General features: G+C 72.9%; 18 protein-coding genes. 8 read left to right on the forward strand and 10 right to left on the reverse strand.

Features of this window, described 5'->3' with window-relative positions:
- Positions 1-204: 204 nt before the first annotated feature.
- The 3 genes from DSM112329_RS14740 to DSM112329_RS14750 all read left to right on the forward strand — a co-directional run bounded on the left by DSM112329_RS14740 (position 205) and on the right by DSM112329_RS14750 (position 1,990).
- On the forward strand, positions 205-522 hold the full coding sequence (locus DSM112329_RS14740; RefSeq protein ID WP_354697308.1) for a hypothetical protein: 318 nt from the start codon (positions 205-207) through the stop codon (positions 520-522).
- Between the two features lie 109 nt (positions 523-631).
- Positions 632-1,126 carry a hypothetical protein gene (locus DSM112329_RS14745; protein ID WP_354697309.1) on the forward strand — a complete coding sequence of 165 codons (495 nt, stop codon included), beginning with the start codon at positions 632-634 and terminating at the stop codon, positions 1,124-1,126.
- Positions 1,127-1,621: 495 nt separating this feature from the next.
- Positions 1,622-1,990 carry a hypothetical protein gene (locus tag DSM112329_RS14750; RefSeq protein ID WP_354697310.1) on the forward strand — a complete coding sequence of 123 codons (369 nt, stop codon included), beginning with the start codon at positions 1,622-1,624 and terminating at the stop codon, positions 1,988-1,990.
- Positions 1,991-2,037: 47 nt separating this feature from the next.
- Here DSM112329_RS14750 and DSM112329_RS14755 read toward each other — a convergent pair whose 3' ends face one another.
- The 9 genes from DSM112329_RS14755 to DSM112329_RS14795 form a co-directional block, all read right to left on the reverse strand.
- Entirely contained in the window at positions 2,038-3,774 is a 1,737-nt protein-coding gene (locus DSM112329_RS14755) for a type IV secretory system conjugative DNA transfer family protein (protein ID WP_354697311.1), read from the reverse strand.
- A complete protein-coding gene (locus DSM112329_RS14760; RefSeq protein ID WP_354697312.1) occupies positions 3,771-4,256 on the reverse strand; it encodes a hypothetical protein in 486 nt (161 codons plus the stop codon). Before DSM112329_RS14760 ends, DSM112329_RS14755 begins: the two co-directional genes overlap by 4 nt.
- Positions 4,253-6,112 carry a lytic murein transglycosylase gene (locus DSM112329_RS14765; protein WP_354697313.1) on the reverse strand — a complete coding sequence of 620 codons (1,860 nt, stop codon included), beginning with the start codon at positions 6,110-6,112 and terminating at the stop codon, positions 4,253-4,255. The genes DSM112329_RS14760 and DSM112329_RS14765 overlap by 4 nt, the downstream gene beginning before the upstream one ends.
- On the reverse strand, positions 6,109-8,841 hold the full coding sequence (locus DSM112329_RS14770; RefSeq protein ID WP_354697314.1) for a hypothetical protein: 2,733 nt from the start codon (positions 8,839-8,841) through the stop codon (positions 6,109-6,111). Before DSM112329_RS14770 ends, DSM112329_RS14765 begins: the two co-directional genes overlap by 4 nt.
- A 106-nt stretch (positions 8,842-8,947) precedes the next feature.
- Positions 8,948-11,401 carry an ATP-binding protein gene (locus DSM112329_RS14775; RefSeq protein ID WP_354697315.1) on the reverse strand — a complete coding sequence of 818 codons (2,454 nt, stop codon included), beginning with the start codon at positions 11,399-11,401 and terminating at the stop codon, positions 8,948-8,950.
- Positions 11,398-12,006, reverse strand: a complete 609-nt coding sequence (locus DSM112329_RS14780) for a hypothetical protein (RefSeq protein ID WP_354697316.1) — start codon at positions 12,004-12,006, stop codon at positions 11,398-11,400. The genes DSM112329_RS14775 and DSM112329_RS14780 overlap by 4 nt, the downstream gene beginning before the upstream one ends.
- On the reverse strand, positions 12,006-12,383 hold the full coding sequence (locus DSM112329_RS14785; protein WP_354697317.1) for a hypothetical protein: 378 nt from the start codon (positions 12,381-12,383) through the stop codon (positions 12,006-12,008). Before DSM112329_RS14785 ends, DSM112329_RS14780 begins: the two co-directional genes overlap by 1 nt.
- 15 nt (positions 12,384-12,398) lie before the next feature.
- Entirely contained in the window at positions 12,399-13,232 is an 834-nt protein-coding gene (locus DSM112329_RS14790; protein ID WP_354697318.1) for a hypothetical protein, read from the reverse strand.
- A 2-nt stretch (positions 13,233-13,234) separates the two neighbouring features.
- Complete coding sequence (locus DSM112329_RS14795) at positions 13,235-13,417, reverse strand: hypothetical protein (RefSeq protein WP_354697319.1); 183 nt, start codon at positions 13,415-13,417, stop codon at positions 13,235-13,237.
- A 333-nt stretch (positions 13,418-13,750) separates the two neighbouring features.
- Here DSM112329_RS14795 and DSM112329_RS14800 point away from each other — a divergent pair, with 333 nt between their 5' ends.
- Positions 13,751-14,026: a hypothetical protein gene (locus DSM112329_RS14800; RefSeq protein WP_354697320.1), complete on the forward strand. Its 276-nt coding sequence runs from the start codon at positions 13,751-13,753 to the stop codon at positions 14,024-14,026.
- 199 nt (positions 14,027-14,225) lie between these two features.
- Here the strand turns inward: DSM112329_RS14800 and DSM112329_RS14805 are convergent, their stop codons facing one another.
- A complete protein-coding gene (locus tag DSM112329_RS14805) occupies positions 14,226-14,888 on the reverse strand; it encodes a hypothetical protein (RefSeq protein ID WP_354697321.1) in 663 nt (220 codons plus the stop codon).
- A gap of 299 nt (positions 14,889-15,187) precedes the next feature.
- Between DSM112329_RS14805 and DSM112329_RS14810 the strand changes: the two genes are divergently transcribed.
- The 4 genes from DSM112329_RS14810 (at position 15,188) to istB (ending at position 19,500) form a co-directional block, all read left to right on the forward strand.
- Positions 15,188-15,964 (forward strand): ParA family protein, encoded by a 777-nt coding sequence (locus DSM112329_RS14810; protein WP_354697322.1) that lies wholly within the window; start codon positions 15,188-15,190, stop codon positions 15,962-15,964.
- Positions 15,961-16,854 (forward strand): ParB/RepB/Spo0J family partition protein, encoded by an 894-nt coding sequence (locus DSM112329_RS14815; RefSeq protein ID WP_354697323.1) that lies wholly within the window; start codon positions 15,961-15,963, stop codon positions 16,852-16,854. Before DSM112329_RS14810 ends, DSM112329_RS14815 begins: the two co-directional genes overlap by 4 nt.
- A 424-nt stretch (positions 16,855-17,278) precedes the next feature.
- Positions 17,279-18,730 carry an IS21 family transposase gene (gene istA, locus DSM112329_RS14820; RefSeq protein WP_354702484.1) on the forward strand — a complete coding sequence of 484 codons (1,452 nt, stop codon included), beginning with the start codon at positions 17,279-17,281 and terminating at the stop codon, positions 18,728-18,730.
- On the forward strand, positions 18,727-19,500 hold the full coding sequence (istB, locus tag DSM112329_RS14825) for an IS21-like element helper ATPase IstB (RefSeq protein ID WP_354697324.1): 774 nt from the start codon (positions 18,727-18,729) through the stop codon (positions 19,498-19,500). The genes istA and istB overlap by 4 nt, the downstream gene beginning before the upstream one ends.
- The last annotated feature ends 271 nt before the right edge of the window (positions 19,501-19,771 follow it).

Below are 19,771 nucleotides of genomic sequence, written 5' to 3' on the forward strand. Positions count from 1 at the left end.
TGCGCAGCGCGAGCACTGCAGATAGGGCATCGCTGGTAGGTGGCGCAGCCCCATCGCGCTGTGACACCCGGTCCTGAGGGCGCCTGGTTCCTCCACCGGCTGGGGCACGTGACGTGCCGTCCCCGATGCCGGTCACAGAATTCCGGGGTACGCGACGTACGTGGTATGCCATCGACTCGCAGACTCGCCAGCTATGCGGCCGCCGTGGCCGCCGGGGCCGTCCTCACCCCCGCCCTCGGATACGGCGCGGGGAGCAACGCAAGCCAGCCGTTCGCCGCAGGCCACACCTGCGCCGCGCCCGGCACAACCAGCAAGACGACGATCGCCTACGGCACCCGGTGCGACGTCGGTCAACGGGTCCTGCGGGCGTACCTCGCTGCGGCGCCCCCGGCGAACTCGAGGAAGTACATCCGCGGGCATCGCTGCGTCACCCGCAGCGCGAAGCCGGCGAGCACCAGGACGACGGTTTCCGTGCGCTGCCTGCAGACCCACGGCATCCAGTTCGTCGCACCCAAACCGTAGGACCGCTCGTCACGATCGCCTCTTCCTCTCCCGCGGCGAAACGATCCTCCGCCGCCGTTGACTGCTCTCGCCGGACCGCTCCACGTCTCCTCTCTCTCGAAAGCGCCCCATGACCTTCAAGCCCGTCCGCTCCCTTGCCCTCCCCGTCATCGCTTCGGCGGTTCTCATCGCGCCGCCCGCTGAGGCTCAGCAGGCGGCGGACACGATCACCGTGGCCGGGACCGCCCAGGTCGCGCCGAAGCCGCTGAACCGCAACAGCAACGCATCAATCGCCAAGGCGGTCAAGCGTGCGCGGACCGCCGCCACACCGCTCGCCCTCGCCAACGGTCAGGCCCGGGCCACCGAGCTGGCCTCCCTCGCCAGCCTGAAGGTCGGCCGGCTCCTGGCCATCACCGAGGGCTTCGGCGCGGCACCGTTCGGCATCTACGCGTTCGGTCAGGACGGCACGTTCGGCAACGGCCAGTACTGCGGCACCGTCCGCCGCTCCCGCGTAGTGACGAAGAACGGAAAGAAGCAGCGCGTCGTCACCTCAAGCCGCATCTGCCGCGTCCCGCAGCAGGTCATCGCAACGCTCACCCTGACCTACAGCACGGGCCCCGCGTAGACGCGGACGGGCTCATCAGGGCCGGTCGCGCAGCAGCCGACGACGGCACGTTCGATGCGTCCCGCGCCTACTGGGTACTCGTGGACCCATACCTCTCGTTGAGGCGCGGGGAAGAGCGCGGTGACCAGACGCGGACCGAGCATCAGGGTCGCGCAGCCTACGTCGGGGCACAGGCGACGTTCCGTACCGACTGGGTGCATCGGCGATATAGCCTGAGTCAAAGTACGACGTGCATGTTCCGCGACGAGCGCTCCTGAAGACCTGTCACCAAGCGATCTGGCTCACGCAGAGCGCCCGGGTGTCGGTGCGTTGGTCGCCGAGGCCGTGGCGGTCTCTGATCCCCTCGAGAGTGAAACGGCCGCGGCCTGCGGCCGGCGACCGTTCCCCTCCCGAGGGGTCGTAAACAGCACGCTCGCCTGCGCGAGGGACGAGCGCCCGGTTCACGAGTGAGTGTCGCTGCTGCGCATGCAGCCCGGGGCGCGTCGCCTACCGGGCATGACCACAACTGAACACACTTCTGATGAGAACCCAAGCGGCCAGCCGGAGAACCAGGGGTCGGTCCCGCTGCCCCCGGCGGGCTGGGTGGCGGTGCCGGTCCGTTACCCGCGGGTGAGTGCCAAGGCGATCGTTGCGCTCGTCCTGGCGGTGGGGGGTCTGCTGCCGGTGTCGCTGGTGTTGGGGTATCAGGCGCGGCGCGAGATCGACCGGGCCGGTGGTGAGCTCGCGGGCCGGTGGGTGGCGACCGCCGCGATCTGGGTGAGCTGGTGCCTGGCCGCGGTCATCGTGTCGGTGATCGGCCTGGTGTGGTTCGTCAACGAGGCCAGCATCGGCGTGGTCTGCGCCGGCAGCAATCTGGACTGCTGAACGGCAGCGGCTGTTGGGTGATCGCGCCGTACACCGGGCGCACGGCGCTACCGGCCGCGCCAGATGGCCGGTAGCCGCCGACGGGCTGGCACGTGAGCTCCGGCGTCGATGATGCGGGTGAGGTCCTCGCGCTCCCACCACCGGGCGACGCGTCCTTTGACGGGCAGGTCGCTGCCGTTGATGAGGATCGCGACGCCGGGCGGGAGCTGCTGCAGCGTTTGCGCTGAGGCTTTGGCCTGAGGGCGGGCGTGCGCGGTACGGGCGCGGCGTCCGCGGAGGGCATCCAGGTCGTAGGTGACCTCGTCGCGGGTCTCGGTGTCGAGCAGGGCGGTGAGGTACTCGCGGGTGCCGGGGTCGCGGATCGGCCCGAGGAACATCTGGGCGAGGGAGTTGCCGAGGATCGCGTCGGTCTGTTTGCCGTAGCGGCTGGTGATCTGGTCCAGGTTCTGCCAGACGGTGGCGATCCGCACGCCCCAGCCGCGGGAGACGGCGAGCAGGTGCGGAAGGTTGTCCAGGGCGGCGAGGTGACGCGCCTCGTCGAGGATGACGCGCAGCTCGGGTTTGAGCGGCTGGTGCTCGAGGGCGTGCATCTCGGCGGCGCGGAAGATCGCGCCGAGCAGCGCGGTGAAGAGCGGCCCGACGAGCTGCTGTCGCCCCTCGGGCGCGACGAGGTACAGGGTGCCGCCGGCGAGCAGCTGCTCGGGGGTGAAGTCGCGTCGGTCGGTGCGGGCGATCGTCTCGTACTCATAGGCGTCGATGAGCTGGCCGGCGGACGCGACCGTCAGGCTGCGGGCGCGGTGCTCCATCTGCGCGAACCCGTCCAGGACGTCGTAGGCGCGGTCGGCGCCAGCGCTCTTCAGGATCGACATTGGCACGGCGTCGCCGGTGCGCAGCCAGCGGTTGACGTCGCTCATGGTGTGGTCGCCGAGCGCCGCCGCATGAAGTAGCGGGGCGAGAAGACGGCCGGCTTCGTGGGTGTAGAAGCGGGCGCCGTCTGATTGCTCCCCGTCGCCGCTGCCGGGGGTGCTGGCAAGCCAGCCGCCGGTCATCTGGGCATGCTCCCAGTTCTCGCAGCCGGTCAGGGGCGTCCAGCCGCAGGCCGGCATGCCCAGCGCGTGGTCAGGAACTCCGGGTGCGTAGATCCAGACTGGGCCCTGTGCGGCGCGGGCGTTGGCGGTGAGGTGGACGATGTCGGCCTTGGTTGAGGTGATGATCGCCGGCCCGTGGTGCTCGAGGGTCCAGGTGGTGACCGGCCCGGTGGTCTTGCCGGAGCTGGTCGGGGCGATCAGCAGCACGTGGCTTTCGGGGCTTGACCCGATGAGCTGACCGTCCAGGCGCAGCATCGTGAACGAGTCCGGGTCCCCGGTGCACAGGTGCGCAAGGTCTCGGGGGCGGGCGAAGGCCCGGGGGGACACGTGGCCGCGCGGGTCATAGGGCCGCCGGGCCAGTTCCTTGCGGCCGCGGAGCGCGTCGATGTACATCGCGACGGCCGCTGCTCCGGAGGTGAGCAGGAGCAGCACGAGGATCGTGATCACCCAGAACGCGGCAGCGGGCGGCAGGTCATCCCGCAGGACCGGCGGGAACCCCGCGGCGGGGTCGCTGGTGTGCCAGGGCAGGCGGGCCATGCCGATGATCGCCGGGGCCGGCGGCGGGATCGTCTGGGTGCTGATGAGGGTGATCGCGGTGCACAGCAGCCAGCTTGCGGCGGCGAGGATCGCGCCGGCGAAGACGGTGTAGAGCGCGACGGGGCTGAGGTCCGGCTGCGGGGTCGGCGTGGTGGTCACGGGGTGCTCCGGGGGCTGGTGGGCAGGACGATGTGCACGCGGGGTCCGGCGGCGGTGCTGCGCAGCCGCAGCTCCCAGTGCTCCGTGCGCCCGCCGCGGACGACGCGGGCCTCGAAGGTCCAGCGGCCCGCGGTCAGGACCGGCAGCGCCCGCAGCGATATGAGGCGCCCGGGTGGCGGGAAGCCGCGGTTGGTGGGGCGCGGGCGGGCGACGGCCCGCCTGGTCGCCTCGCCGGCCGTCAGCGCGCGAAGCTCGCGGCGGATGCGCGGACCGGCGCGGCCGACCTCCGCCCTGAGGTAGAGGTGCATGAACGTGCGCGCTGCCGCGGCGGCCGATCGTCGCGGTGACGGGTCAAGGGCCCTGAGGGTCGCCGGGGCGCGGTGGACCTGCGGCTCCGGCCGGGCCTGATCGGAGGCGCAGCCGATGAGAGCGGCGGCGGCGAGCAGGTTCACGGTCAGCGTCCCGGCGCGCCCGGGATTCATAGGCCCGGTGGGTGGCGGGCGGTGAAGCCGGTGTCCGGGCGCTGGGCGGTGTGCCAGCCGTTGCCGGGAACGCCGCGGTCTGCGGCACCCCAGCGGTGGGTGTCCCAGCGCAGGCCGGCGACGTACATGTAGATGTGTCCGTCGTTGGCCTGCAGGGTCACCCAGGTGCCGGCGCCGGGCTGGCCGTACTGGCGGGCGAAGGTGCCGGACACCCAGGCGGTGGTGCTGGGGAAGAGGCCGGCCTGGTGCAGGATGTAGCTGATGGCGCTCGAGCAGTCGTAGGCCGCCACCGCAGTGGTGAGGGGCGGGCCGTGGCCGCCGCCGTAGACGTAGGGGCGTCCGACGATCCGGTTGCCCGCGGCGAGGATCGCTTTGACCTGCGCCGGCGCCTCTTGCGGCGCGACGGCTTTGCCGTCCGGGGTGAGCTGGGCGCGTGGGCCGGCGACCGTGGCGATGTCCCCGCCGGTTGAGAGGGCGCCGGCGGGCGCGCAGTCTGAGCCGGGCGCGGCCTGCACCCCGGTGGGGTTCGCGGCGGCGAGGGCCTGGGCGATGAGGCGGATCGTCTCGTGGCCGTAGCTCTCCCCCGGTCCCTGGGTGAGGATCGCGATCCCGCGGACCTGTCCGGCGAGCGAGATCTGGGCGGCCTGGTTGGTGGTGAAGCCGCCGGGGTCTGGCCGCCAGCCGCCTTTGCCGGAGATCGGCTCGGGGATCCCGGCGTCCCAGATGCCCCACCGCTGGGCGGGCACGATCCGGGCGAGTAGGCGCAGGGCGTAGGTGCGGTGCGGGGCCGGGATGAGCGTGCCCAGCTGGGCGAAGAACCGGGCCTGGTCGGCGGCGGTGATCCGGGAGTTCCCCAGCCGGTAGACGGGGTCGTCGGTGCGCAGCTGAAAGCGCTGCATGCCCGCGGCGCGGGCGAGCTCGAGCAGGTCCTTGCGGGTGAGCTGTGCCCAGATGCGGTTTGCGGCGGTGTTGTCTGAGCGGGTGATCATCGGCTCAAGCTGGGCAGTGACTGCGGCGGGGATGGGCCGGGTGCTGAGGCGGCGCAGGCGGGCGACGAGCAGCATCGCTTTGGTCAGCGACGCGCTGGGGAAGGCCTGATCACCACGTTCGGCGGTGATGATCTGTCCTTGCGCGTCGGCGACGGCGTAGGCGACCTGGCCCTGCCGGGTGCGGGCGATGTCGAGGGCGGCGCCTGTCTGCGGGGCCTCGCTGGCCGGGGTGGTGGCGGCGCCCTGGGCGGGGAGGGCGACGGCGTCGGGGGCGGGGTCCTGGCCGGTGCCGCGGTAGGCGGTCTGGTGACGCAGGACGCGCTGGTAGTACCACTCGGCGTGGTTGTAGGCGAAGACGGCTTTGTGCCAGTCGCCGGGGGCCCCGGAAGCGGCGAGGTACTTGCCGGCGCTGTGGATGGCGTCGGCGGTGTTCTGGATGTCGGCGCGGCCGTCGCCGTCTGCGTCGATGCCGTAGGCGGCCCAGGTGCCGGGCATGAACTGCATGGGTCCTTGGGCGCCGGCGCTTGAGGTGTTGACGTTGCGGTTCTGGTCGGTCTCGACCTTGTGGATCGCGGCGAGCCACAGCCATCCCTCCGGCCCAAGCCCGAAGCGCTCGGCACTGGCGACGTACAGCGGGATGAACTGCGCCGGGATCGACCCTCGGCCGACGGTCGACATCGCCGCCGGGCTGCTGGCCGGGCTGCCGGGGGTGCAGGCCTGCTGGTCGGCGATGCTCTTGCCGCCGAGCAGGAGCAGCAGCACGATGGCGATCAGCGCCGCGATGGCGGCGGCGATGAGGGTGCTGCTGCCGCCGAGCAGCAGCAGCGTCCACGGCACCTGCCGGCGGTCGTCTTGGCGGTCGCTCATTCCGCGCGCCGTGCCTGCTGGCGAAAGGCCTCGCGGCGCTGCTCGGGCGTCGGCGCCGCGATCCGCGGCGTACGCCCCTCGCGAGGGCCGCTGTCGTCTTCTGTCTCAGCGGCCGGCTGCCTCGTCGCGGTATGGCGCGGTCCGTGCTCATCGCGAGCTGACGCGGAAGGCTGAGGTCTGGCCTGTCGCGCGGGCTCGCGCGTCGTCTCCCGGGGTCCGGGCGTCCCGGCTGCCGAAACGGGACGGGGGTCCGTCCGCCGTCCGGGGGCGGCCGGACCGGTGCGGGGCGCGGGGCGCGCCGCCGGGCCGCGGCCGCCCTCTGCGCGGGGCTGCGGGCTTGGGTGCCCGTTGATGGTGCGGCGCGCAGTCGTGCGGTGCTGCAGCTCGCGGTCGATGCGGTGGCGCATCTGCAGGCGCTGGCCGGCGGTGGCGGAGCGGAACTGCTCGGGGGTGCTGTCGATGAGCGCCGTCAGCTGCGGGTACTGGCGTCGCTCACCGGGGCCGGTGGTGCCGCGCGGCAGGTCGGATTGCTGGTCCAGGCGCCGGGCGAGGGTGGCCTGGTCGCGGCGAGGGTTCTCCTCGGCCGCCCGGGTCTTCTGGGCGGCATGCTCGGCCTGGGTGATGCTGGCCTGGACGGCCTGGCTTCGGCGCTGCAGGCTTGCCTGACGCCGCACCAGCACCGCGCGGCGGCGGCCGGTGGCGGCCGGCACCGCAGCGGTGACCTGTCGCAGCTGGCCCTTGAGCTGGGCGCGGCGCTCCCGCAGGGCCGGAACGTCCGCGGCGGCGATCCGGCGGTCGCGGTGTGCGCGGGCGCCGGCGACGGCCCGCTCGTCCTGGCGCTCGAGCAGCTGCCGGGCGCGGTCCACGCGGCGCTGGTCAGGAGCAGGCGCCTCGGCGCCGCTGTCGGCAGCTGACCCGCCCGGCGTGCGGTGCCCGCCGCCGACCGCTACGGCAACTGCCGTGTCGTCAGGCTCTCCGGCGCTTCCCGGGCTGCCGCTCTCGGCGGCCCGTGCTGCGCGGGCCCGGTCAGGTGGGGCGTCCGAGGGCGAGCCCGCGAGGGCTGGGGGCGGCGTCGTGGGCGGGCGGCGGCCGGCCTGCGCGCCGACAGATGCGGCGGGCAGGCCCGACGGACGTCGACGCGCAAGGCGCCGGGCGCCGCCGAGAGCAAGGCCCGTGGTCTGGGCGGGCAGCTGCACGGCTCGTGTGCTCGCGCGGACTGCGGCGGTGGTGCTGGCGTGCCGCACGAGCCGGCTGCCGGCATCCATCGCGGCGGTGCGGGGAGCGTTCGCGGTGCCCCACAGGCTCTTGCGGTTGGCGATCAGCTGCCACAGCATCAGCGCAAGCAGCAGCCACTGCATGACGAACCCGTAGCCCGGCCAGGTCGTGATCAGCCGCCACATCAGCATGATCAGGCCGAGGAAGAAGCTGTATGCGGCGGCGGTCAGCACGTTGCCGGCGAAGTCCCCGGCGAACGAGGTGAGGCGGCGGTTTCCGTGCTCCCCGATCAGCGCGAGCGGCGTGAGGAAGCAGAGCTGCAACAGGCGCAGGGTGGCCATCAGGCCGGCGGCGATGACCTTGACGGCGACGAAGGTCAGGGCGATCCAGAACGGGATGAGGCCGAGGAGAATCACGACGAGGCCGAGGGCGCGCTGCCAGGCGCCGCGTTCGGTGCGGAACTCCGCGTATCTCGCGTTGGGGCCCTTGCAGTCGGTGTCCTCGTCGCTCTGGCACAGGACGCGCAGCAGGCTCTTCTCGTTGTTGATCGAGTTGCGCTGCTTTGAGTTCGCCGGCCACACCTGAAAGAGGTCAAGGTTTGAGCGGGCGGCCCGGACGGCGGCGACCTTCTCCTCGTTCTCGCCGCGCGCCAGCGCGAGCGCAGCGGCCTGTAGCTCCGCGTCGAGTTTGTCGGGGCTGGTGCCCCAGTCAACGTCGCCGAACTCAAGCAGGGCGAGGGGCTGGTCGATGACGCCGTCGGCCATCGCCTGAAGCCCGGACTGGGCGGCCCCCTCCCCGTCCCCGGGCCGGCCCGCGGTCGCGCCGATGACGGCGAGGCCGACGCGCTGGCTCGCGGTGAGCGCGGCGCCGATCGTGCCGATCGGGTTAGCGAGGATCAGCAGGGCGCCGGTGATCAGCAGTCCGGAGAGCAGAGTCTGGGCGGCGGCGTGTCCGGGCCGGCGGCTGACCGTGGTGGTCCACATCAGCCAGACCGCCCCGACCGGTGCCAGCAGCAGCGCGAGCGGCCGGGTGACCGCGGTGATCTGCCGGTCCAGCGTCTGGGCGAGTGACCCGCGATGGGAGGGGTCAAGCGGGTTGAAGGCGAACGCGAACTCCAGGGCGACGAAGACGCCGCGGGTGAGGGTGACCATCAGCGTCCAGGCGAAGCTCAGGATGGTCAGGACGATCGAGATGAACCAGCGGTCGATCTTCGGTGCCCCCGTCCACGACGAGGTGTCCACGTGGCGGTCAAAGGAGGCGTTGTCCCCGCTCGCGCCGGATGAGGCAAGGCCGCCGGATGTGCAGTTGCGCTCGGCCTGCCCCATCAGCCGGCGGCCCGGCGCGCACCACGGGGACCGCAGGCCGTTGTCGGTGAGCAGGTCGCGACTGGTGCCGTGGACGTTGTCCTCCTCCCCTGCCTCGCCGGTGGCCGGGAGGGCGGCCGGGTCCTGCGCGGCGGCGCCCGGGGTCCCGGCGGTCGCGCTCTCCTCCGCGGGTGCCGGTGGTCCGAGCATCTCTTCCCCGGCCGGCGTCGACGGCCGCGGAACTTGCTGAGCTGCCGCCGGCGCCGCGCAGCCGGCCGCAAGCAGCACTGCCAGCGCGAGGGCAGCGAGCGCCCGCCTAGGCACGGGTGCGCTGGTGCGGGTTGGTCTGCACCTGCTCGGCGAGGGTCGGCGGGAGCATGACCTGCAGCCACTCGATCTGGCCGCGGTGATCACGCACCAGCGCCCGCCCCGACGGCGCGGACTGCAGATCCCGGATCAGCTGCCCGGTCGGGGCGCGGCCCAGCAGGTCCAGGGAGCGGATCGCCTCCTGTTCGGACGGGGCGCGGAAGCAGAAGACGGTGCCGAAGAGCGCGCCGACGGAGTCGCGGTCTAGGCCGATGTCGGAGGCGTACTGCGTCTGCAGCACCGGCACCGCCTTTTTGGAGCGGCCCAGTCGCTGCAGCTGGTCGATGAGCTTTCGGCCGAACTGGTGGTCCAGCAGGACCTTGACCTCGTCGAAGTTGAACAGCTTGGCCTGGTCCGGATGGCGGGCGAGGATTCCGAGCCCGAGCATCGCGACGAGCTTCGCCAGGGCGGAGCCTTGGCGCTCGAGCTCGTCGTAGGCGGCGCGGTCGATCCCGCGCTCGGGGACCGGGAGGTGCTCGAGCTGCACGTGGGTGACCTGCCGGCTGCCGAGGGTGCCGGCGATGTCCGTGCGGCCGGGCTGCGCGAACCCGAGCTGGCTCATGCCCGACCGGGACTGCGCCCGCAGGTGTTCGGCGATCGCCTGCGACACCGGCCGCGCGCGCTGCTCCAAGGCGGCGAGAACGAGCTCGTTGCATGGGGCCGCCTCGCGCTCGGCGACGGCGTCGACCGCGAGCAGCAGCTCGGTCTGCCACTCGGCGCTGACGCCGCGGGGCAGCAGGGCGGAGAGGAAGTCCAGGGCGCTGTCGCGGCGCAGCTCGACCGGGGCGTTGCACCACGGGTCAAGCAGCCCACGCCACTTGGCGTGGTCGGCGTCAAGCTCGATGACGTCGCAGTGCTCGTCGACCGGGGTGCGGGTGTGCCAGTGGTGATCGTCGCTCTTGGCGGTGAAGTCGAAGATCACCGCTCCGTCCAGAAACGCCTCCATCGCAAGCTTCGCGGCCGCCGTCGTCTTGCCCGCTCCGGAGTCCCCGACCATCAGCACTCCCGCCGCCGTGTTCAGGCGCGAGCCGTCCTGCGGGCACCACCGCGCCACCGGCCCTGAGCCGGCCGGCCCGGCCACCCCCCACGCGTAGCCGTGCGTGCCGCCCAGGCGATGGGCGCTGGTCGGTGCGGTCGCGGCAAGCTGATCGGCGGTCGCCCGGCGCACGAACCCGGTGGTCCACGGCCGCTGCGCGGGGAGCTGCTCGAAGAAGACGGCGAGCTGCTGTGCGGCGGGCTGGCGAAGCGTGACGCCGTGGCTTCTTAGGCAGGCAACCGTCTCGCGGACCCGCAGCCGCAGGCTGTCCTGATCCGGCGCGGCGACGATCGCGGTGAAGGTCAGCTCGAACAGCGGCTGGCCGCCGGCCAGGTACGCCTCGGCGTCACGGGCGACGTCCGCGCGGGCCAGCGCCTGGTCTGAGGCTCCGCGGGTCGCCTGGTGCTCCTCGCGGGCGGCTTCGTCGGCGCGGGCACGTTCGCTGTCCACGGCCTTGCCGGCGCGGCCCGGGGAGACGTAGCTTGCGCAGAGGGACAGGTCGATCGGGAAGCCGAGCCGGTCCTGCGGTGCGGAGAGGATCTGCAGCACCCGGGAGGCCTCCGGCGCATCCCCGGGCAGCGAGGAGGCGATCAGGCCGGCCTGCAGGCTGGTGCCAAGCTCACCCTCGCAGTGCAGCTGCCGGTACCCGGACTGCACGCAGTCCGTCCAGGCGAGCAGGTCGACCTGTACCGGCCGCAGAACCGACTGGCCGTTGCGCTCGAAGTACAGCGCGCGTGGCTGCCCGAGCCCGTCGACGAGCGGCTCGCCGAGGCCGCGCGTCCATGCGCGCCGCACCAACCACTCAACTTCAGGGACGCTCGCCGGCCGGGTGCCGGGGAGGAAGCTTGCGATGCGGGTCAGCACGTCGGCGGCGCGGTCGTGATCGGCGTCGATGTCCTGCTGGTCGCGAGCCCACGCTCCCATCCCCACCTCGCGCAGTGCTGCGCGTGCCTCCTCAACGTGGGCGGCGGGGTCCACGAGCAGCTCCCCCATCCGCTCGGCCGCCCGCGAGCGGCCGCCGCGCAGCGCGACGCTGAGCCACACCTGCGGGACCGCCGGCAGGCCGTCAAGGTCCGCTGCCTGCTCGGCCAGGTACCGCGTGCGGGCACCCGTGTGCGGCGTTGCCTGGACCTGCTGCTGCTGCTCGTAGGCGTCGGCGTCCCAGAAGCGGTGGGTGCGCAGCAGCTGCACGTCTGCAGCGAGGTCGACGAGCAGCTCGCGCAGCGCATCCAGTGTCCGCAGCTGCGCTGCCTCGTCACCGGGGTTTGTCGTTGGGAGCTGCAGGACGGCCCAGGGGTCGCGCATGTGGCGGGCGTAGATGACGTTGCCGCTGACCCACGTCAGCGGCCGCCGCGGGGCGCCCCTCATCGCTCCCTCCGCACCCGGACGGTGACCCCGGCCGGGACCAGCACCTCGCGCCCCTCCGTCAGGCACCCGGCGGCGGGGATCGGGGTCAGGACCTGGCGGCCCGCACGACGTCCCAGCAGCCGCTCGTGTGGCCGAAGCCGCAGTCGCACATGGCGGGCGGGACGGTGGCGCACGATCAGGCCCGGCCCGGTGTAGGCGAGTTCCTCGAACTGCGGGCGGCTTCCGTCGCCCTCCATTGGCAGCGGGCCCGGCCGCCACTGCTGCTCGGGGGACGGGCAGGGGTGCCAGCCGTGCAGGTGCCGCGGCGCGACCAGGTGCGCCGCCGCGACCGGGGCGAACTGGTGCACCCGCAGGCCGCCGGGCCGCACGAACCCGAGCGCGGCCGCGACGAGCGTGACGATCAGTCCGGCCGGCCAGAACCGGACACCGACCGGGAGGCTGGTGAGCAGCCAGCCGAGGATGACGCCGGCGGCGGCGTAGAAGATGACCAGCTGCGGGACGCCGCGGTCGCCGAGCGACACGTCGCCGATCCGATACCAGCGCGGGTCAGCGCCCCACAGCGCATCGACGTTGACGACCAGGCGGGCCGGGGTGCTCGTGCTCATCAGCGCTGCTGGATCTGGCCTGCGCCGGAGATGCTGTCCGCCGTGCTCTGGCCCGCCTTCCACATCGACCCGGAGACCGCGAAGCCGGCGATCAGGGCCATCACCACACCGATCCCGACGATCTTCATGCTGTTCTGCACCCAGCCGTAGAAGATCGTGCCGATCAGCAGCAGCGCGCCGATGATCTGCGCGATCGCCGCCCCCTGACTTTCAAGGCCCTTGGCGATGCCGAGGAAGTCGTCCCCGCCCCCGCCCGAGGAGGACGCCTGCGCAAGCGCCCCGGCCGGCAGCAGCGCCAGCAGCCCAAGGACGACTGCGGTGGACACGATCAGCGCGGCGGGACGCGAGGGGCGGGTGGTGGTGGGTGTCTGCGGCATGTGGTGCTCCTTGGCCTAGCGGCCGGTTGGGTGGGTGTGGATCGCGGCGACAAACCACCGCTCAGAGGTGCGGGTCAGGGCGAGTTCGTACGTCAGGCTCATCTGCGGCCCGTCGGGCTCCGCGGCGACGACGGTCGCCAGCACCGAGTCCGAGACGCCCTGCTCCCAGCGCAGCTCGCTGATGCGCTCAAGTCGCAGTGGCCGCGTCGGGACGCTGATCACCGCCTCGCCGGTCAGGTCCGCGGGCAGGTCCTGCACGCGGCCGGCGAGGTAGTTGCGCAGTGCCCGCGTGACGACGTCGCGCACGTCGCGGGCATCAACATCGCGGCCGCCCGGGTCGGGCAGCACCCCGGCGGTCAGCGGTCCGCCGACCACGGCCGGGAACCCGACGATCCGCAGCGCGCCGCTCGCATCACGCGTCGCGGTGACGGCGAGGTAGATCCGTCCCTGCGGCACCGTGTCAAGGCCGATCGTGAACCGCGTGCCCTGCGGGACGACGCTGGCCTGCACCACCTGGGAGGCAAGCACCCGCCGGCTTCCCGTCTGCGGCGGCAGGTAGCCCTCGCCGGCTGCGCCGCGGCCGCCGTCAAACGCGGCGAGGGCTCGCTCACGGGCCTCGGGGTCTTCGCTGCTGAACGACACGAACGCCTCAGCGAACCGCGCAGCATGCGCGCTCAGCGGCAGGTCAAGGCCCGCCCCCTGGCGCTCGCGGATCACGACCCGCGCCGGCGGATCCAGTGTCCGCCATCCCGCGAGCACCAGCATCAGCACGAGGCCGGCGGTGGCGAGATGACGGTTGTAGGCGGCCCGCCATTGCAGGCGCCGCAGCGCCACGCGATCGCGCTGCACGCTCACCGCCCCGTCCCGCGGACCTGCGCCGGCGGGGCGCCCGGAGACCGCGGCGGCTCGGCGAAGCCGCTGAGCAGGACACCGACGAGGGACCCGGCCGCGATCGCGGCGACGACCGCCGGCGCACGGCGCCACCGCCGCCGTGGACGTGGCCGCCGCACCGTGCCGGGCTCGCCGGCACTCATCGCCCGGCCCCGAACTCGCGACCGGTCATCGTGCCGCCCCACTCCCGCCGCCGCGGCACCGGCACCCGCCGCGGTGTCTGCACCCGTCGCCGGACCTGCGCCGGCCGGGTCGCCGCGGGGCGCGGCGGCGCCGGACGCACGGCAGCGGGCGACGTGCGGCGCGGCGCCCGCATCGCGGACGACGGACGGGCGCGCGGCCGCGTCACCCGGGCCCGCGGCGCAGCGGCGGGCCGACGCGAGCGCGGCCGCTGCGCTTCACGGCGCGGCGCCTGACGCACGGATGCAGGGTAAGCCGCGCTTCGACTGGGGCCCCGGCGGTCACGGCGCGCCCGGGTGCGCTTGACGGTCACCCGCGGCTTCGGCGCCGCCACGACCCTCGGTGTGGCCCGCGGTGCGCGCCGGCCGGCGTCGGACGAGGCCGGGGTGGGCGGCCGGTCGCTACCACCGGTCGCGACCACCACGATGATGACGGCGAGCGCCGCGGCCGCCGCAACCGCCACGAGCCCCGCCAGCGGCCCGGAGGCCGGCCTGCGCCGCGTCCCGGTGCCCCGCGAGTCCTGGCGCAGGTCCGGCGCGGGCGTCCGGCCGGGCGGATCGCGTCGCAGCTGACCTCGTGAGGACAGGCCGGTCGCCGACGCCGGCTGCGGCATGGCGGACTCGTGCTGCGGCGCGCGGTCCGCCGGCGGGGCTGTGCGCTGCGGCTGGGGCTGCAGGAAGTCCGCGTCGTCCTCAAGGACGTGGTCGGGGGTCATGCCTGTAATCCGCGACCGGCCCCGCAGGCTGCGCACACGAGGTTCCACGCGAGTGCTCACCGGGGCCGGGCGGCGGCGCCGGCGGGGTGCTGAAGTCCGTCGCCGCAGCGCTCACACCACTGCAGGTGCGTGCTGACCAGCGGGTCCCGCAGCGCGTCGGCGGCGCTTCCGGTCAGCAGCAGAAACCGCAGACGGCGCTCAAAGCGCTCGTGCACGGTGCCGTCCGCGACCCCGACGTAGAACTGCAGCAGGTGCTTGTGCGTGCTGGTCATCAGCCGGCGCGCACGGTCATGCCCCACGCCCATCCTGGCCGCCGCCTGGTTTCGCGTCAGGCCCTGCCCGGCGGTCAGGATGAGCCACTGCCGCTCCTGGTCTGAGAGCGGCAGGAAGAGCTCACGCATCCGGGCGCGGCTGACGATCTTCTCAAGCTCCCCCTCGTCCTCCGGGTCTGCGACCTCCTCCTCAAAGAGCTCGGCCGTCGGCGCGATCTGGCGGCGCCGGGCCTCGATCCGGACGCGGTCGAGCATGCGGTACCGGCTGCGGTTGACCAGCTCCCCCACGGCCATCGACACGTAGCTGCCGTAGCGGCGTCGGGCGCGGATCTCCTCAAGGGCATCAACGACGGCGTCGTGACACAGCTCCTCAGAGAACCCGGGGAACTCCTCGCTGAGCATGATCATCAGCCGCTCGTAGTTGCGCTCGAACAGCAGTGCGGTCACCCGACTTGACGCCTCCGCGCTGACCGGCTGAGGCCACACCACGGCGGCCTTCTGCATCCGGGCCTGAAGGTCTGCCCTGTCCTGCACCCGGCCCGCCCCCGGGACCCTGCGCTCCTGCGTTGCCTGCCCCATTGACACCACCCCCTTCGACTCGCTGACGATGCCTCTAGTCAGTGCGCGCTCTCGAATGTGTGTCGCCAACGACGGCGCGAGACACCGCGTGAAGCCGGCCTGCGCAGACGCCCCGAGCTGCGGCGTCTAGGAGCTAAAGACGTCAATCAGCGAAAGGATCGACATCCATGCACTGCACGATCGTGTGGGCCTCCAAGGGCGGCAGCGGCAAGACCACCACCACCGGCAACCTCGCCGCCGCACTCGCCCTCACCGGCTACGACGTGGTGGTCGTCGACGCCGACCCCGACGGCGACCTCTCCCACCTCTTCGGGATCCCCGAATCCGACCCGCTCGTCATCCGGCTGCAGCACCTGATCACTGACCCCGGCATCTTCCCGCCGACGGCCGCCGTCCCGGTCCCCCTGCCCGCCGGCAGCGGCACCCTGCGGGTCCTGGCCTGCGATCAGCAACTCGAGCAGGCCATCGTGGCGCTCGGCGAGAACGACTACACCGACCTGCGCCGCATCCTCGACACCTTCGAAGACCACACCGATCTCTGCCTCATCGACGTGCCCGGCGCCCGCGGCCCGTTCGTCACCGCCGCCTTCCGGGCCGCCGACAGCATCCTGCTGCCGATCCAGCCCGGCGACTTCGAGCGCTCCGCCGTCCACCGCGCGCTCGCCCAGGCCGACACCGACGCCGGCTACGAGCTGCCGGCGCTCGGCGTCGCCTTCGTCAACACGCCGCTGCGCAGCCGTGCCCTGCGCGAGCACCACCTCGAGCTCACCGACGCCGGCATCCACGTCTTGCAGCCCCACGTCCGCCGCGCCTCAAGCGTGCTGCGCGACCCCACCCGCGGCGGTCCCGCCGTCATCTCCACCCCGAAGAGCCCCGTCGCATCCGACTACCGCGAGCTCGCCGCCGCGGTCATCGACCGCATCCTGCGCCTGGGCGACCAATGACCAAGCGCAAGCTCACCGGCACCCGACCCGCGCTTGGCGCGCAGCCTGGGTGCGCCCCCGTCCCCGTCGACGGCGTCTACAAGCAGCTCGCCGCCGGCGGCCAGCTACGCACGGTCCCGATCGACCGGATCCTCCCCGACCTGCAGCAGGCCCGCCAGAGCTTCGACGCCGACGCCCTCGCCGCCCTCGCCGCCTCGATCACCGAGCTCGGCGTCTTGCAGCCGCCGCTGGTGACCGGCCCGCAGGACGGCACCTACCAGCTGATCGCCGGCGAGCGCCGCTGGCGCGCCGCACAGCTCGCCGGCCTCACGCAGCTGCAGGTCATCGTCCGCGGCGCCACCGACACAGCGCTCGCCGCCCTCGCCGAGAACCTGCAGCGCGAGGACCTTGACCCCATCGACGAAGCGACCGCCTACGCCCGCATCACCTCTGAGCACGCGATCTCGATCTCCGAGCTCGCCCGCCGCCTCGGCCTCAGCCGCACCGAGACGAGCAACACGCTGCGGCTGCTCGAGCTCTCCTCGCCGATCCAGCAGCACCTCCGCGAGCGCCGCCTGAGCAGGCGCCATGCCCGGATCCTGCTCACCGTCCCAGACCTCCAGCGGCGCGACCAGCTCGCCGACCGCGCCGCCGCCGAACACTGGAGCGTCGATCAGCTGCGGCGGGCCGCCGTCCCACCCGAGAGGCGTCCGCCTGTGCCTTCTGGCGATCCGCGCGCAGCGGCCGCCGTCGCCGCGCTGAGCCGCCAGATCGGCTGCCCGGTCACGGTGCGCCGCGCCGGCAACGGCTACCGCGCAGCGATGACGTTCAAGACCACGGCAGCGCTCGACGCGTACCTCGACCAGCACGGCGCGGGAGCACCAGACCGCGATCGTCCGTCGTCTGGCTAGGCGTCGTGCGCACAGGCGTCGGCGCCCGCGTCTCGAATCCCTGGGCGTGGAACCCGGGGTCGCGCACCGCCACCGCACGGGCTCAACCCGGCCGGCGAGCGCTGCGGCCGCTCCCACCTTCTCTCCTCACCATGTCCCTCAGCGCATGCCCCGCCCCGTCTTGCACGAGGGGCATCACGCGCCTGCACCACCGTGCACGTCTGCGGGCCATTGGACGCCTGGGAACGACGGTCTGAACTGGCCCCACTGCGACGGCTTGAAGTGGCCCCACCTCGTCCGATGCTGAGCTGACGCTTCGCGCTCATTTCGAGCGCGTGGTGGAGGTCGGCAGGAAGTGGGATCCAGAGTGGAACAGTTCGAGCAGATCCGGCGTGATCGCGACCGGGAAGGGCTGTCGATCAGGGCGCTCGCTGAGCGGCACGGGGTGCACCGGCGGGCGGTGCGGCAGGCGCTTGAGTCGCCGGTGCCGCCGCCCAAGCGCGCGCCCGTGACGAGGCCGGCGCCGAAGCTCGGCGTGTACCGGGAGTTGATCGATGAGTGGCTGATCGCGGACTTGACGGCGCCGCGCAAGCAGCGGCACACGTCTAGGCGGATTTGGCAGCGGCTCGTCGATGAGCACGGCCTGGAGGTTGCGGAGACGACGGTGCGTGATCACGTGCGTAAGCGCCGCCGCGCGCTCGGCCACGCCGGCACCGATGTGTTCGTGCCGCAGGTCCATGCCCCGGGCGCGACGGCGGAGGTCGATTGGGGCGAGGCCGACGTTCGCCTCGCGGGCGAGCAGACGCGGGTGCATCTGTTCTTCATGCGCGCGTGTTTCTCGGGGGCGGCGTTTGCGATGGCCTCGCCGGTCGAGACGCAGCAGGCGTTCCTGGAAGGTCACGCCTTGGCGTTTGACTGGTTCGGCGGCGTGTTCGAGGAGGTCCGCTACGACAACCTCGGCTCGGCGGTGAAGAAGGTGCTGAAGGGTCGCCGCCGGATCGAGACCGACCGGTTCGTGGCGATGCGCTCGCACTACCTCTACGAGTCGCTGTTCACCACGCGCGGGATCGCGGGCGCGCACGAGAAGGGCGGCGTTGAAGGTGAGGTCGGTCGTTTCCGCCGCCGCCACTTCGTGCCGGTCCCGGCGGCCGCATCGATCGCGGATCTGAACGTGATGCTCCGCGACGCCAGCGACCTTGACCTGCACCGCCGCATCGCAGGACGGCCCGGCACGGTCGCCGAGCAGCTGCAGATCGAGCGGCCGCTGCTGCGCGCGCTGCCGACGGCCGGTGGGTTCGACAGCACCGAGATCGCGTCGGTTCGGGTGGACAGCAAGGCGCTGGTGACCGTTCGCCAGAACCGCTACTCGGTGCCGGTCGCGCTCGCCGGACTGCGCGTCTCCGCTGCGGTTGGGGCGAGCGAGATCCGCATCGACCACGGCGGCCGCCAGGTCGCGCGGCATGAGCGGCTGCACGGCCGCTTCAAGACCAGCGCCCACCTGGACCACTACCTCGAGCTGCTCAGGCGCAAGCCCGGCGGCCTCGAGCGCTCCCTCCCGCTGGCCCAAGAGCGCGCCGCGGGCCGCTGGCCGGCCTGCTTTGACGAGCTCTGGGCCGCGCTCGCCGAGCGGTATGACGCCTCGACCGCGGCGGCGCAGATGGTCGACGTTCTGCTGCTCTGCCGCGAGCTCGGCCCTGCCCGCGTTGAGCTCGCCGTTCGCGGCACCCTCGCCGCTGGCGCGGTCGACGGCCGCGCCGTCGCCGTTCTCGCTCGGCGCGCCAGCGGGCCGGCCGCGCCGCCGGCGCCGCTGACCGACCTGGCCCCGCGGCTGGCGGCCTGCGACCGCCCCGAGCCCGACCTTTCCGGCTACGACGAGCTGATCGGCGGCCAGGCATGAGCTCCGCCAAGAACGCCAGGACCGCGGCGCTCGAGGCGCTGATCGAAGCCCACGCCACCGAGCTGAAGCTCCCGACCGTTCGCCGCCGCTACAAAGCCCTGGCCGACGAGGCCACCCGCGAGCAGCAGACCCCGGTCGCCTACCTCGCCGCGCTGCTCGAGGCCGAAACGGCCGAACGAGCTGAGCGCCGCGAGCGACGGCGGCTGATCGACGCCCGGTTCCCCGCGCTGAAGCGCCTGGAGGACTTCCGCTTCAGCGACAACCCGAAGATCCCGCAGACGACGATCGCCGCGCTCGCCGAGGGCTCGTGGATCACCGACCGCGAGAGCGTGATCCTCATCGGCGACAGCGGCACCGGCAAGACCCACCTCGCGACCGCGCTGGCGATCGCCGCCTGCCAGCAAGGCCGACGGGTTCGCTTCACCACGCTCGCCGCGCTGGCGAACGAGCTGCAGGAGGCGCAGACCAGCCGCGAGCTCGCCCGGGTCGTTGGCCGCTACGCCAGAACCGAGCTCGTGGTCCTCGATGAGCTTGGCTACCTGGCCTTGCCCGACGGCGCCGCCGAGCTCGTCTTCCAGGTCCTCTCCGAGCGCCACGAACGCGGCTCGCTGATCCTCACCACGAACCTCCCGTTCGGCGAATGGACCAAGGTCTTCCCCGACCCACGGCTCGCGAAAGCGGTCGTTGACCGGCTCACCCACCGAGCGCACATCATCGACACCGGCAACGAGTCCTGGCGCTTCCGCCACGGCCTCAGCCGCGGCACCTGACCCCCCGCCCCCCGAGGATCGCGCGCGGTTGGGATCGCGCTCCGCCGACGCCCTACGGGCGCCGGCTCCGCACGACCCCAACCGCGAACCCCGCCAGCCATCTGGCAGCATCCGCAGGACAACAACAACCAGCGCGAAGTGGGGCCACTTCAGACCGTCGCGCTGGGGCCAAGCGAAGCCGTCGTTCTCAACGCCACGGTGCGTCGCCGCCCGCCCGTTCGTGCCGGTACGGGCGCCGGCGTCGCGGGGGCACGACTCGCAAGGATCTCGG

The sequence above is a fragment of the Paraconexibacter sp. AEG42_29 genome, from assembly GCF_040581415.1.
In the GTDB taxonomy this organism is placed as follows: domain Bacteria; phylum Actinomycetota; class Thermoleophilia; order Solirubrobacterales; family Solirubrobacteraceae; genus Paraconexibacter.

Bases quoted from the DNA above. Each gene is read 5' to 3' on its own strand.
- DSM112329_RS14745 (WP_354697309.1), top strand. From the start codon at position 632: ATGACCTTCAAGCCCGTCCGCTCCCTTGCCCTCCCCGTCATCGCTTCG.
- DSM112329_RS14750 (WP_354697310.1), top strand. From the start codon at position 1,622: ATGACCACAACTGAACACACTTCTGATGAGAACCCAAGCGGCCAGCCG.
- DSM112329_RS14760 (WP_354697312.1), bottom strand. From the start codon at position 4,256: ATGAATCCCGGGCGCGCCGGGACGCTGACCGTGAACCTGCTCGCCGCC.
- DSM112329_RS14765 (WP_354697313.1), bottom strand. From the start codon at position 6,112: ATGAGCGACCGCCAAGACGACCGCCGGCAGGTGCCGTGGACGCTGCTG.
- DSM112329_RS14770 (WP_354697314.1), bottom strand. From the start codon at position 8,841: ATGCTCGGACCACCGGCACCCGCGGAGGAGAGCGCGACCGCCGGGACC.
- DSM112329_RS14775 (WP_354697315.1), bottom strand. From the start codon at position 11,401: ATGAGGGGCGCCCCGCGGCGGCCGCTGACGTGGGTCAGCGGCAACGTC.
- DSM112329_RS14780 (WP_354697316.1), bottom strand. From the start codon at position 12,006: ATGAGCACGAGCACCCCGGCCCGCCTGGTCGTCAACGTCGATGCGCTG.
- DSM112329_RS14785 (WP_354697317.1), bottom strand. From the start codon at position 12,383: ATGCCGCAGACACCCACCACCACCCGCCCCTCGCGTCCCGCCGCGCTG.
- DSM112329_RS14795 (WP_354697319.1), bottom strand. From the start codon at position 13,417: ATGAGTGCCGGCGAGCCCGGCACGGTGCGGCGGCCACGTCCACGGCGG.
- DSM112329_RS14810 (WP_354697322.1), top strand. From the start codon at position 15,188: ATGCACTGCACGATCGTGTGGGCCTCCAAGGGCGGCAGCGGCAAGACC.
- DSM112329_RS14815 (WP_354697323.1), top strand. From the start codon at position 15,961: ATGACCAAGCGCAAGCTCACCGGCACCCGACCCGCGCTTGGCGCGCAG.
- istB (WP_354697324.1), top strand. From the start codon at position 18,727: ATGAGCTCCGCCAAGAACGCCAGGACCGCGGCGCTCGAGGCGCTGATC.